14 protein-coding genes and 1 tRNA gene are annotated in these 13,169 nt (G+C 38.1%); 12 read left to right on the forward strand and 3 right to left on the reverse strand.

Features of this window, described 5'->3' with window-relative positions:
* Positions 1–69: 69 nt before the first annotated feature.
* Both ABXT51_RS00290 and crcB read left to right on the forward strand, forming a co-directional pair.
* Positions 70–1,323, forward strand: a complete 1,254-nt coding sequence (locus ABXT51_RS00290; RefSeq protein ID WP_416695570.1) for a replication-associated recombination protein A — start codon at positions 70–72, stop codon at positions 1,321–1,323.
* Positions 1,320–1,721, forward strand: a complete 402-nt coding sequence (gene crcB, locus ABXT51_RS00295; RefSeq protein WP_416695572.1) for a fluoride efflux transporter CrcB — start codon at positions 1,320–1,322, stop codon at positions 1,719–1,721. The genes ABXT51_RS00290 and crcB overlap by 4 nt, the downstream gene beginning before the upstream one ends.
* Here the strand turns inward: crcB and gshB are convergent.
* Entirely contained in the window at positions 1,707–2,663 is a 957-nt protein-coding gene (gene gshB, locus ABXT51_RS00300) for a glutathione synthase (protein WP_416695574.1), read from the reverse strand. The genes crcB and gshB overlap by 15 nt on opposite strands.
* 98 nt (positions 2,664–2,761) lie before the next feature.
* On the opposite strand from gshB, the gene ABXT51_RS00305 reads away from it, so the two are divergent.
* The 8 genes from ABXT51_RS00305 to ABXT51_RS00340 all read left to right on the forward strand — a co-directional run bounded on the left by ABXT51_RS00305 (position 2,762) and on the right by ABXT51_RS00340 (position 10,484).
* Positions 2,762–2,838: transfer RNA gene (locus ABXT51_RS00305), tRNA-Met, on the forward strand.
* Between the two features lie 42 nt (positions 2,839–2,880).
* Positions 2,881–3,342, forward strand: a complete 462-nt coding sequence (gene rimP, locus ABXT51_RS00310; RefSeq protein WP_416695576.1) for a ribosome maturation factor RimP — start codon at positions 2,881–2,883, stop codon at positions 3,340–3,342.
* A gap of 9 nt (positions 3,343–3,351) precedes the next feature.
* The gene (gene nusA / locus ABXT51_RS00315) at positions 3,352–4,827 is read left to right on the forward strand and encodes a transcription termination factor NusA (RefSeq protein ID WP_416695578.1); all 1,476 of its coding nucleotides are present in this window, start codon (positions 3,352–3,354) and stop codon (positions 4,825–4,827) included.
* A gap of 53 nt (positions 4,828–4,880) precedes the next feature.
* A complete protein-coding gene (gene infB, locus ABXT51_RS00320) occupies positions 4,881–7,322 on the forward strand; it encodes a translation initiation factor IF-2 (protein WP_416695580.1) in 2,442 nt (813 codons plus the stop codon).
* Positions 7,323–7,336: 14 nt separating this feature from the next.
* Positions 7,337–7,675 (forward strand): 30S ribosome-binding factor RbfA, encoded by a 339-nt coding sequence (rbfA, locus tag ABXT51_RS00325; RefSeq protein WP_416695582.1) that lies wholly within the window; start codon positions 7,337–7,339, stop codon positions 7,673–7,675.
* An 11-nt stretch (positions 7,676–7,686) separates the two neighbouring features.
* Entirely contained in the window at positions 7,687–8,598 is a 912-nt protein-coding gene (truB, locus tag ABXT51_RS00330) for a tRNA pseudouridine(55) synthase TruB (protein ID WP_416695584.1), read from the forward strand.
* Positions 8,599–8,638: 40 nt separating this feature from the next.
* Positions 8,639–9,904, forward strand: coding sequence for a phosphoribosylamine--glycine ligase (purD, locus tag ABXT51_RS00335; protein ID WP_416695586.1), 1,266 nt, complete (start codon positions 8,639–8,641; stop codon positions 9,902–9,904).
* Position 9,905: 1 nt separating this feature from the next.
* Positions 9,906–10,484, forward strand: coding sequence for a ribonuclease HII (locus tag ABXT51_RS00340; protein WP_416695588.1), 579 nt, complete (start codon positions 9,906–9,908; stop codon positions 10,482–10,484).
* On the opposite strand, the gene ABXT51_RS00345 is transcribed toward ABXT51_RS00340, so the two are convergent.
* Entirely contained in the window at positions 10,481–11,203 is a 723-nt protein-coding gene (locus tag ABXT51_RS00345) for a BON domain-containing protein (protein ID WP_416695590.1), read from the reverse strand. The two genes, ABXT51_RS00340 and ABXT51_RS00345, sit on opposite strands and share 4 nt — an antisense overlap.
* Positions 11,204–11,369: 166 nt before the next feature.
* On the opposite strand from ABXT51_RS00345, the gene rsmI reads away from it, so the two are divergent.
* Positions 11,370–12,200, forward strand: a complete 831-nt coding sequence (gene rsmI / locus ABXT51_RS00350) for a 16S rRNA (cytidine(1402)-2'-O)-methyltransferase (RefSeq protein ID WP_416695592.1) — start codon at positions 11,370–11,372, stop codon at positions 12,198–12,200.
* Positions 12,197–12,511, forward strand: a complete 315-nt coding sequence (locus tag ABXT51_RS00355; RefSeq protein ID WP_416695594.1) for a (2Fe-2S) ferredoxin domain-containing protein — start codon at positions 12,197–12,199, stop codon at positions 12,509–12,511. The genes rsmI and ABXT51_RS00355 overlap by 4 nt, the downstream gene beginning before the upstream one ends.
* A 6-nt stretch (positions 12,512–12,517) precedes the next feature.
* Here the strand turns inward: ABXT51_RS00355 and ABXT51_RS00360 are convergent, their stop codons facing one another.
* On the reverse strand, positions 12,518–13,162 hold the full coding sequence (locus ABXT51_RS00360; protein ID WP_416695596.1) for an arylesterase: 645 nt from the start codon (positions 13,160–13,162) through the stop codon (positions 12,518–12,520).
* Positions 13,163–13,169: the final 7 nt, after the last annotated feature.

Here is a 13,169-nt window from a genome sequence, read left to right on the forward strand (position 1 = left end):
AAATTATCTGCGCTATTAATATGAAATAAAGAAGATAATTATAAAATTATAAAATCAATCCTTAATTTAATGCCAACTTATAGGCCCCTTGCAGAAATACTAAGACCCAGTGAGCTGAGCGAATTTATTGGTCAGCGTCATTTGCTTGACCCTGATAAGCCTATTGGCAAGGCTTTGGCCGAAATACAGCTCCACTCAATGATTTTATGGGGGCCTTCTGGTGTTGGAAAAACCACCCTTGCCCGTATTATCTGCTCGCAGATGGGCGCCCATTTTGAACAAATGTCAGCAGTACTTGATGGCATTAAAGAGCTTAGAAATGTAATAGAGCATGCCCAACTCTATAAGCACCAGGATAAAAATACGATACTATTTGTTGATGAAATTCATCGTTTTAATAAAGCTCAGCAGGACGCTTTTCTGCCTCATATTGAGTCTGGATTAATTACATTAATTGGAGCAACAACAGAAAATCCTTCTTTTGAAATTAACGCATCGTTACTCTCAAGATCAAGGGTGTATATTCTTGATAAGCTAAGCAGTGAGGATCTCTCAACTATTGCCTCAAAAGCATTAAAGAATCAGGATATCCTTCTAGATGACGACGGATCACTAGCCCTGATTATTGATAGTAGTGATGGTGATGCTAGGCGCTTAATTAATATCATTGAGCAGCTAACTGAAACATCAAACAAAACTCTAAATAGAGACGATATTGCTAAAACGCTCCAGGAAAAAGTAAGCAGCTTTGATAAGGGCGGTGATATTTATTATCAGCAATTGTCTGCATTCCATAAGTCCGTCAGGGGCTCTTCTCCAGATGGTGCTCTTTATTGGATGGCAAGGATGATTGTTTCAGGCTGCGATCCAAAGGTCATTGCTCGAAGGCTTCTAGCAATTGCATCAGAGGATATAGGTAACGCCGATCCAAGGGCGCTCCAAATTACTATTAATGCCTGGGATGTTTATGAGCGCCTCGGAGATAAAGAAGGAAATAGAGCCATCGCTCAAGCGGCTGTTTTTTGTGCGTGTGCGCCAAAATCGAATGCAGTTTATAGCGCATTTAATCAAGCTATAGAGGCAGCAAAGAATACAGGTGACTTAGCAGTTCCTACTCATCTTAGAAACGCAAGTACCAAGTTGATGGAGGAGTTAGGGCACGGAAAAGGTTATCGCTATGCGCATCATGAGCCTGATGGTTTTAGTAAGGGTCAGACTTATTTTCCTGAGGAGATGGGGGAGCAAATATATTATGAGCCCACTGACCGAGGTCTAGAGATTAAAATTAAAGAAAAGTTGAAACAGCTTAGGTCAAATTTATGAACACTTTAACGTCTATTGTAAGCATTGGTATAGGCGCCACTGTAGGCGCAACTTGCCGATACTATATTGGCGTTTTTTCAATGCATTATTTTGATAAAGCCTTCCCCTATGGAACCTTAATTTCAAACATTATTGGCTCATTCATCGCAGGTCTATTGGTAGTTTTTGTCTTAGAAAAACTTTTTCTTAGTGAGACATACCGGTTAATGCTACTTGTTGGATTGGCAGGCTCTCTAACTACCATGTCAGCGCTTTCAATTGAGTCTGTTGAGATGCTTAGCGGCGGTAACTATGGCCAGGCATTATTAAATATCTTGTTAAATTTAGGGCTGTCACTTCTTGCTGCAAGCCTTGGCGTAATGCTTGCAAAATACGGCTTTAATTTAGCGCAGAGCTAACTTAGCCTCAACTTCATCTAAGAGAATAGATGAGATATTGAGATTAAACTGACTATCAAGCTCTCGAATGCAGGTTGGGCTGGTTACGTTTATTTCTGTAATGTAATCACCGATAACATCAAGCCCAACAAACATAAGCTCTTTTTCAATGAGCATTGGAGCAATTTGACTACATAAATATCGATCCCTTTCTGATAGTGGTTGACCAACACCCTTTGCCCCTGCAGCTAAATTTCCCTTAAAGTTTCCTTCTGCTGGTATTCGAGCGAGCGCATAATCAACAGGCCTTCCATTAATTAATAAAATACGTTTGTCACCGTCCTTTATTTCAGGCAAAAACTCCTGAGCCATAATATAGCGACTTCCTTGATTGGTTATTTTTAGGAGTACTTCCTCGATATTTTTATCACCTTTTGCAAGTTTAAATACATCAGTTCCGCCCATTCCGTCCAGCGGCTTAACAACTGCTATTTTAATTTTGGAGATAAACTCTGATAGCTTTTCGATATTTGAGCTGACAAGTGTTTCTGGAATGCAGTCTGGAAAATTTAAAGCAAAAAGTTTTTCGTTAGCATCCCTTAGTGAGCTTGGTTTATTCACAACTAAAACCCCGTTATCCTCTGCATGCTCTAGAAGATAAGTTGCATAAATATAATCCATATCAAACGGAGGGTCTTTGCGCATAAACACAACATCTATATTAGTTAGCTGGAGTTCTTCTGTCGCTTCACATTTATACCATTTATGCTCAGAATCTTTGACTAATGTCTTACGCGCATTAGCAATAACTTTTCCGTCCCCATAAAACATATCAGTGCTATCAAAAGTATAAATATCCCATCCACGTTTTTGCGCTTCTAGCATCATGGCAAATGAGGAATCTTTAATTGGCTTAATGCTGGAAATGTCATCCATCAGCACGGCGAGTATAATTGGCTTCATTAGGATAGTATAAAGTATTCAGATTAATTAATAATATACATGCCCGTCAAAATATGTTGAACTGGCGAGGTTAAGGGCGTATAATTTCGCCTCTTTAGTGCGGGGTGGAGCAGTATGGTAGCTCGTCGGGCTCATAACCCGAAGGTCATAGGTTCAAATCCTATCCCCGCTACCAATTTAGACCCCCTCTTTTGGGGGTTTTTATTAGGAATTTTTTGTGGCTAAGATATCTGACAAAGTAGTTGCGTTAATTAATCCAAGTATCAATGATTTGGGTTATGAGCTGGTGGGCGTTGAATACGTTGCCAGTGGAAAACACTCTATTTTGAGGCTTTATATAGATTCAGAGGAAGGCATTGGGGTGGATGATTGTGAGGTTGTTTCCCGCCAAGTAAGTGCAATAATGGATGTTGAGGATCCAATAAGTGGGCAGTACAATCTTGAGGTATCGTCGCCCGGTATTGAGAGACCTCTTTTTAGTATTACACATTACCAACGTTTTTTGGGCCATGATGTTCGTTTGAGAACATTCAGGCCAATTGATGGAAGAAGAAACTTTACTGGTGCTATTGGTAGTGTTAGCGAAGCTAGTAATTCACTAGAATTAGTAACAGAGCTTGGCCCTGTTACTTTGGAAATAGATTTAATCGAAAAAGCAAATTTAGTTGCTCATTTTTAGGAGAAGCGCATGGATGGTAAAGAGTTATTTTTAATGGTTGAGGCAATCTCAAACGAAAAGAATATAACCAAAGATGATGTTATAGAGTCATTAGAAGAGGCGTTAGCTGTTGCAACAAAGAAACGAAATAATATTGAAGTTCGTGTTGAGGTTGACAGACATACTGGTGAATTTAATACCTTTAGGCAATGGCTAGTCATTGAGGACGGTGAAAAATTTGTTGATGATGATGGAGAAATGTTTGATCCAGAGCTCCATATTTACCAAGCAGATTCTAACGGTCTAGATATTGATGCTTTTGTTGAAGAGCCTATGGAGTCTCTAGAGTTTGGAAGAATTGCAGCTCAAGTTGCTAAACAGGTAATCATTCAAAAGGTTCGTGAAGCCGAAAGAACAGTTATTGTTGATAACTATACGCAGCGTGTTGGTGAAGTTGTCATGGTTACAGTCAAAAGAGTTGATAGAGGAAACGTTTTTGTAGATATGGGTGGTATTGATGGCATGATTTCAAAGTATGACTTGATACCTAATGAGTCTATTAGAAAAAATGACCGTTTAAGAGCTTACATTAAAGAAGTTAAATCCACTCCGCGCGGCGCACAAATTTTTCTTAGCAGAACAGTTAACGAAATGATGATCGAGCTTTTTGAGATGGAAGTCCCTGAGATTAGTGAGGGTGTAATTGAAATTAAGTCAGGAGTAAGAGATCCTGGTCTTCGTTCAAAGCTTGCAGTTAAGGCAAAAGATAAGCGCATAGATCCAATTGGGTCATGTATTGGTATGAGAGGTGCACGCGTTCAAGCAGTTTCAAATGAATTAAATGGTGAGAGGGTTGATATTATTCTTTGGGATGAAGATCCTGCTCAATTTGTAATTAATGCGATGGCTCCAGCAACAGTTAGCTCAATTGTTGTTGATGAAGAGAAGGGCTTTATGGACATTGCAGTTGAGGAAGATCAATTAGCTCTTGCTATTGGTAGGGGCGGACAAAATATTAAACTAGCAAGTAAGCTTACAGGATGGAAACTTAATGTAATGTCTATTAGTGATGCAGAGGAAATTCAGGCAAAAGAGCTACAAAAAACAGGCGAAAAACTTGCTGAAAAACTTGGTGTTGATGCAGAAGTGGCAGCTGTTTTGATTGACGAAGGTTATACAAATCTTGATGAAATAGCTGAAGCTGAATCAGATGCATTATCTAAAATTGAAGAATTTGACTCTGACATGGTGGGTGAGCTTCAAGAAAGAGCTCAGGATGCACAGTTAGTTAAGGCCTTAACAGATGCTGAGTCTTCAGAAATTTTGCTCAGTGTTGAGGGTGTTGAAGATTCCCTAGCAACAGCTCTTGTTGATGCTGAAATTACTACAGTTGATGCCCTAGCTGAGCTATCAATTGTTGAGCTTTTGGAAATTCAAGATGTTGGAAATGATAGCGCTTCTGCTGTTATCATGGCAGCCAGAGAAAAGGAAGGCTGGTTTGACTAACTTTTATATAGGTATCTTAAGTATCAATAACTAGAATATATATAGGCAATAATATGGCACATACTGTAGAAAGTTTATCAAAACTACTCAAAAAAACACCTGATCAGGTTATATCTATTTTATCTGGAGCAGGTATTTCAGGAAAAACAGCTGAATCAAATATTTCTGCAGATGAAAGACAGGTTCTGATGTCAAGTTTGAGCAAGCGCTCTAGCGCTAAATCAAGTATCTCTGTTTCCAGAAAAACAACAAAAACTGCTGCTAATACATCATCTTCTGGCGGTGTAAAGATTCAGGTTAAAAAGAAGCGTGAGGTTCCTCAAGCCGCTCCCACTGAACAAGTCGACGACGCTGCGATACTAAAAGCAAGAGAGGCTCTAGAGCTTGGAAGGCTTTCTGAAGAAAAAGATGAGCAGCATGATGCGAAGAGAAATGACGTAGTTCGCCAGCAAAAAGTTAAAAATGAAGAGCTATTGGCTCAAAAAACACAAAAAGAATTAACCGAGAAGGAAGAGCAGGCTAAAAAAGAGAAGGAAAAGTTAGAGGTAGAAAAATCAAACGATGCAAAGAAGAGTCCTAAGCGACTAAGAACTACTCCATCACCAGCATCGAATCGAAAACAACTCCACGTTGCTAGGCATAATCCAAATCGGAAACTTAAGAAAAAAGAAAGAACACATATTTCTCAGAAAACCCAAGATGAGCAAGCCCAGCATGGTTTCCATATGCCAGTTGAGCCAGTGAAGCATGAAATTTTAATTCCAGAGAATATTAAAATATCTGAGCTAGCTTTGAAGATGACTACTAAAGCAGGTGAAGTATTAAAAGTTATGATGGGTATGGGCGTTATGGCTACCCTCAATGATGTAATCGATCAAGATACAGCGATGCTTGTAGTTGAGGAGATGGGACATACTCCTGTTGCAAGTAGTGAGGAGACAGTTGAAGATACTTTGGTTCAGGAGGCTTATGATGATGCAGATTCTGCGCCAAGACCTCCAATAGTAACTATTATGGGCCATGTTGATCATGGAAAAACATCACTTCTAGATTATATTCGTAAGTCAAAAGTAGCTTCTGCTGAAGCGGGCGGAATTACTCAGCATATTGGTGCATACCAAGTTGAACAAAATGGAAGCTTAATTACGTTTATTGATACTCCAGGCCACGCTGCATTTTCAAAAATGCGACTACGTGGAGCAACTGCAACAGATATTGTAATTCTCGTAGTTGCTGCAGATGATGGTGTTATGCCACAAACTATTGAATCTATTAAGCATGCTAAGGCTTCAAATGTTCCTATTATTGTTGCTATTAATAAGATGGATAAAGATGGGGCAGATCTTGATAAAGTGAAACAAGTGCTGTCAACACACGATGTTATTTCTGACGAGTGGGGTGGTGATGTTTTAATGGTTGGAGTTTCAGCGCATACAGGTGATGGTATCGACAAGCTTTTAGAAAGCATATCTTTAACTGCTGAAATGTCAGAAATTAAGGCAGTTGTTGACAAGCCAGCAAGTGGCGTTGTGCTTGAGGCACGATTAGATAAAGGGCGCGGAAAAGTAACTACTATACTTGTTCAGTCAGGCACACTTAAGAAAGGTGATATTGTTATTGCGGGCCAAGAGTATGGAAAAGTTAAACAAATTATTGATGATAATGGTAAGCCAATTAGCAAAGCAGGGCCATCGACACCGGTTGAAATTCTAGGCCTTTCAGGTGTTCCAGATTCTGGAGCTGAGGTTCTTGTTGTTGGAAGTGAGCGAAAGGCAAGAGAAGTAGCAGACTTTAGAAAGTCAAAAGATAGGGAGACCAAGCTTCAAAAACAGCAATCTGAAAAAATGGATAATTTCTTTGCTACTATGGAAGAGGGTGAAATTTCTACAGTTAACGTGATCATTAAGTCAGATGTCCGTGGATCAGCACAAGCATTAGTTGAATCTTTGGAAGAGCTTTCAACGGATGAGGTTAAAGTTAAGGTTGTTTCTTCAGGTGTTGGAGCAATTAACAATACAGATATTTCTTTGGCAAGTGCTTCAGAGGCTATTGTTCTTGGTTTTAATGTGAGAGCAGATGCTGTTGCTAAAAAGGCTGCAGATGTTGAAGGCGTTAAAATTGAGTATTACAGTATTATTTATAATTTAATTGATGATATTAAAGCGATTATGGGTGGTTTATTAAGTCCAGAGTTAAGTGAAAATATTATTGGAATTGCCGGCGTTAAAGATGTATTTAGATCACCTAAGTTTGGAGACATTGCGGGATGTATGGTTGAAGAGGGCGTTGTAAGAAAAGATAGTCCAATTCGCGTCTTGCGAGACAGCGTTGTAATTTATGAAGGTGAGCTAGAATCTCTAAGGCGTTTTAAAGATGACGTAAAAGAAGTTAAGTCTGGTACTGAGTGTGGAATTGGAGTTTTAAACTATAAAGATGTTCAGCCAGGAGACCAAATTGAAGTATTTGAGCGCATAGAGCGCGCTCGAACATTATAGGATAAAGATTCTAAATGGCACAACAAATAAGTTTTAGAACCGAAAGAGTAAACGAACTTATTAAGCGTGAACTCGTTCTTCTACTATCGAAAGAAACGAAAGATCCTAGGCTCCAAGAGGTTGTTATTACTGACGTCATAGTTACTCGTGATTTAACAAGTGCGAAAGTTTTTTTCTCAGTTGAAGAATCCTCTCAGAAATCCGTCGCAGTTTTGCTTAATAAAGCTAGTGGTTTTTTTAGAAAATCTTTATCAAAAACTTTAGACTTAAGGCACACGCCTTCACTAAACTTTATTTATGATACGGCTCCAAATGCTGGGGCCAGAATGGATGATCTTTTAAGTAAAATTTAAACACATAAATAATGTCTAAACACAATCCAAAAGGTAGAGACATCAATGGAGTTTTGCTTCTTGATAAAGCAAGTGGCCACAGTTCCAATTCTGCCCTACAGGACGTAAAACGTTTGTTTGATGCTAATAAGGCTGGACATACTGGAAGCCTTGACCCGCTTGCAAGTGGACTCCTGCCAATCTGCTTAGGTCAGGCAACTAAGGTTGCACAGTTTTTACTTAATGGCGATAAGCGCTATTTTGTTCGTGGAAAATTAGGTCAAATAAGTGATACAGGAGACTCTGATGGTCAGATAGTTGATTTTGGCTCTACAAAAGAAGTTAATCAGCAGGCTATTAAAAATGTTTTGCTAGATTTTGCTGGCATTATTAACCAAGTGCCACCAATGTATTCTGCCCTTAAGAGAAATGGCACACCTCTTTATAAACTTGCAAGAAAAGGCATTGAGGTTGAAAGAGAAGCCAGGCCAGTTACAATTCATGAGATAAAATTCAAAGACCTTGAGGAAGATATTTTAAGCTTAGAGGTTTCCTGTTCAAAGGGAACTTATATTAGAACTTTGATGGAGGATATAGGACAATCCTTAGGATGTGGTGGACATGTTATTGAGCTAAGAAGAATTGGATTTACCCATTTTAATATATCTCAAGCAATTACTTTTGAAGACCTAATCGAACTCAAAAATAAAAGTTTATATTCCCTTGATTCACTTCTTCTTGGCGCGGATGAAATGCTGCCAAACCTAAAAGGCCTGGATTTGAATGCAGAACAAACACTTGATATTAAACATGGAAGAAAAGTTTTGTTTTCTGGCTTAGATGTTGGGCAAAAAATTAAACTCTATGATGAAAAAAAACAGTTTATTGGTATTGGTGAGAATAATGTTTTATCTGAAGTTTGGCCTAAAAGGGTTTTTGTTTGAGAGGAAAACTTTTCAAGCTTAGTATTTAAAGGGGGTGGTTATGAAAGTTTTAATAATAGGCTCTGGTGGTCGTGAACATGCGCTAGCTTGGCAGTGCTCTTTATTTGATGAAGTGGAGCATGTATTTGTAGCACCTGGAAATGCTGGTACAGATTTAGAGAAAAAAATATCAAATATTACGATAGACCCTGAAAATATCCCAGCGCTAATTTCGTTTGCTAAAAGTGAGTTGATAGATATTACAATTGTTGGGCCAGAGGCTCCTTTAGTTATGGGAGTGGTTGATGATTTTCAAGATGAAGGCCTGGCAATATTTGGACCTTCAAAACTAGCATCTCAATTAGAGGGATCAAAAGCATTCTCTAAGGACTTTATGCATAGAAACAATATCCCAACAGCATTTTATAAGGTCTTCACTGAATCTAAGCTTGCAATTAAATATGTCAAAGAGATGGGCACACCTATTGTTATAAAGGCGGATGGACTAGCTGCTGGAAAAGGAGTAATTATTGCAAATACTCTAAATGAAGCAACACTTGCTATTAATGATATGCTTGAAGGAAATCGATTTGGAGAGGCTGGATCAAGAGTAGTAATAGAAGAGTTTTTAATAGGTGAAGAGGCAAGTTTTATAGTTATGGTTGATGGAAGCAATATACTTCCAATGGCTACATCACAGGACCATAAGGCAAGAGATAATGGTGATAAGGGTCCAAATACTGGAGGGATGGGGGCTTACTCACCAGCACCAATAGTAAGCCCTTTAATTTTTGATGATGTAATGGAAAAAATTATTAAACCAACTGTTGAGGCAATGAAATCTGAGGGCATGCCATACACTGGTTTTTTATATGCGGGACTTATGATCGACGACAAAGGCATGACAAAAGTACTCGAGTATAACTGTAGATTTGGAGACCCTGAAACGCAGCCAATAATGATGCGCTTAAAATCTAATTTAGCTAAATTATGTATTTCAGCAACTCAGGGTAATTTGGATTCAGTAAAAGCTGAATGGGATGAGAGGACTTCATTGGGCGTTGTAATGGCTGCTTCTGGGTATCCAGAAGCTTATAAAAAAGGAGAAATAATTAATCTTCCTATAGAAGAATCTAACTCTAAAATATTTCATGCTGGAACAAGGTTGGATGCAGGAAATGTTACCAGTAATGGTGGGCGAGTTCTTTGCGCAACTGCATTAGGCGTGGACATTAAAGAGGCACAAGAAAAAGCTTATCAGCTTATTAATTTAGTTAGTTGGGAAGGGAGCTACTTCAGAACTGATATTGGCTTTAAAGGTATATAGAGTGCTAAATATTATTGGTGTAGATGAAGCTGGAAGAGGTCCTTTAGTTGGGAATGTTGTTGCAGCAGCAGTAATTTTTCCTGTTAATTTTTATATTGAGGGGCTCACTGACTCTAAGAAATTAACAGAAAAAAAACGTGAAGATTTCTACTCCCAGATTACTAATAAGTGCTTTTGGTCAGTGGCTGAAGCTAGCAGCATTGAAATTGATGAGATCAATATATTGCAAGCAACAATGCTTGCGATGACAAGAGCAATAAATAGTTTACAGCAACAGCTGTTAAGTCAAAATCAAGATGAGATATTTCAAGTTCTTGTTGATGGAAATCGTTGTCCAGATGTTGATAACTGTCGCGCAATAGTCAAAGGAGATTTGACTGAGCCAGTTATTTCAGCCGCATCAGTAATTGCAAAGGTTACAAGAGACAGACAAATGAAGGAATTGGATTTAAGGTTTCCTGAGTATGGATTTAAAAATCACAAAGGATATGGCACGAAAGAGCATCTTTTGGCTTTATCAAAGAACGGACCAATAGTTGGGCAGCATCGATACACTTTTAGGCCAATAAAAAACCTTTAGTTTGTTTCCAGTTCGTAGATTTGTTGCTCTAGCTCATTTTGAGCGGCTTCAAGTTCTGCTTTTTTGGCTTCAAGAGTGGCTCTTTTCTCTGCCTCTTCTCTGTTCTTGTTGTCCCTTTCAATTTCTTCCGCAGGTCTAACCGCCAGGTAGTTAAAAAGCTTAACAACTTTTTTAACATTTTTTGCTTTACTGGTAACGTTAGTAGCATGCTCTGCCTCTCTTTTTGTTACAGATCCCATTAAGTAGACTGTCGCCCTTTCAGTTAGAACGGAAACATGGGCAGGATGAAATACCTCTTGATCAAGAAATAGAGCTTCTATCTGAATAGAAATGACCCCATCTTTAGCACGATTTAAATAGCTACTATTTGGCATCACTGCTACTTCATTAATAAGTTGATTCATCTTTGATGCTTTTTTCTTAACCATTTCTTCTAGATAATTTTTAAGATCATCAGTTGGAGCTTCGCCAGTCATAAGAACAGACTTGCTATATACATTAAAGTTAATATGCGTATCGTCAAGCATCGGATCTTTGTTGACAATCTGTCCTAAAGTCATGTAAAGAGTTTTGTCATCTAAAATTTCACCCATAGTGCGGCGATCATTCGACATTGTAGCAACGGTAGTTACAGCAGCAGCGCCTTGAACTATTGGTCCACATGAACTCAAGATAGTTGACAATATGAGAAGCGCAGATAAGATAATTACTTTTTTCATTAATACTCCTTGTTTCTAGTTAGCCAAAGCTTCAAAAAAAGATATGTCTATATTTTAAAGTAGTATTAGTGTTTATTAAAACTAAAGACATAGATAAATTTTGATAACAATGTAAGTTAATAAAGCATAATGGTAATCATATATCAACCTTGGTTAAGACTTTGAAATGATGGGAAAGCTTTTTATTGTAGCAACTCCAATTGGCAATTTGAATGATATTACTTATAGGGCAATCGAAACACTAAAGAATGTTGATATAGTTTTAGCTGAAGATACTAGGCATAGCAAAAAATTATTTACACACTTTGAAATTGTAACGCCACTAAAAGCTTTTCATGAGCACAATGAGCGAGAGAAGACCAAATCTATTATTTCTGAGCTAAATTCTGGCATTTCATTTGCACTTATAAGTGATGCTGGAACCCCTTTGATAAGTGATCCAGGCTATTTTTTAGTTTCACAGGCAAAAAAAGAAGGGATTGAGGTTGTGCCTATCCCAGGACCTAGTGCAATAATTACAGCCCTTTCAGCTTCTGGCTTAGCAAGCAATAGCTTTTCTTTTTTTGGATTTCTGCCTTCAAAAAAAATTGCAAGAATTAAATATCTTCAGAATAAAATCGCCCTTAATGAGACAATTATTTTCTACGAGTCACCTAAGCGAATATTGACAACTTTAACAGACATGCTGGAGGTATTTGGAAATGAGCGTAAGGTCTGCCTTGCTAAAGAGCTGACCAAATCCTTTGAAACAATCCGCACTGACATAATAGAGAATGTAATCGAATACCTTGCTGATGATTTAGCGCATCAAAAAGGTGAATTTGTAATACTAATATCTTCAGCTGATAAAATAGATTTTGTTGATGCTGAAAACCAATTAGGGAAAATTTTGCCAATCCTTTGTGCTGAAATGGGCGCATCAAAGGCGGCAAAATTGGCTGCTAAAATTACTGGTATTGATAAAAAACATTGCTACAATAAGGCTATAGAGTTATGAATAATTTCTACAAACATCACATATTTTTCTGCAACAATATTCGACAAGATGGTAAGCAGTGCTGCTCAGAAAACGGCGCGAAAGAGCTTTATCATTATGCTAAAGACCAATGTCGCGCGAATTTTACATTGGGCAAAGGCCAATTTGGTGTTAGTGAATCCCGTTGTTTAGGCCGCTGTGAGGATGGACCTGTTGCAGTTGTTTATCCTGACAACATTTGGTATCAATATATTGATGAAGAGGATATTGACGAGATTCTTACATCTCATTTAGAGGGTGGTAAGGTGGTTGAGCGATTACTAATTAAATAGGTTTAATTATTTCTCAAGTCGATTAATGCCCTCAAGGATATATGGGTATAAGTTACTCGCTATTATCTTGATACCCCTTTTATTAGGGTGCTTATAATCAGCCTGTAAGTTTTTCTTTTCTAAAGCAATATCTTTAAGTAAAAAAGGCATAAAAATTAAGTCATATTTGGCAGCAAGTTTAGGATAAATTCCATCAAATTTAATTTTATAATCTGGCCCCATACTTTCAGGAGATTGCATACCAGCGAGTATTACAATCGAGTTGCTTTGATTAAACTTAGTGATTATTGAATCAAGGTTCTCCATTGTCAACAATGGGTTAAGGCCCCTTAACATATCATTTGCACCAAGGCACACAACCACTATGTTTGGCTTATCTCCAAGAGACCAGTCCACCCTGGAGAGGCCATTTTTAGAAGTGTTTCCAGAAATACTAGCATTAATAACGCTGACTGTAAAATTGTTATCTTCAAAATTACGCGTGAGCTCTGAGGCTAAATTCTCGTTTTGAGATAGCCCATATCCAGCCATCAGGCTGTCTCCATAGAGCATAATTTTTATAGGGTTTGCAGCGTAAGCACCGGTAAATAAAAATATGCATATTAAGCCAGTAAATAGTGCTTTTAGCTTTAGTTTTTTTGAGATAATCATTGCCCGA

Origin of the sequence: Candidatus Pseudothioglobus sp. Uisw_050_01, assembly GCF_048085775.1 — a bacterium.
Classification (GTDB): Bacteria; Pseudomonadota; Gammaproteobacteria; order PS1; family Pseudothioglobaceae; genus Pseudothioglobus.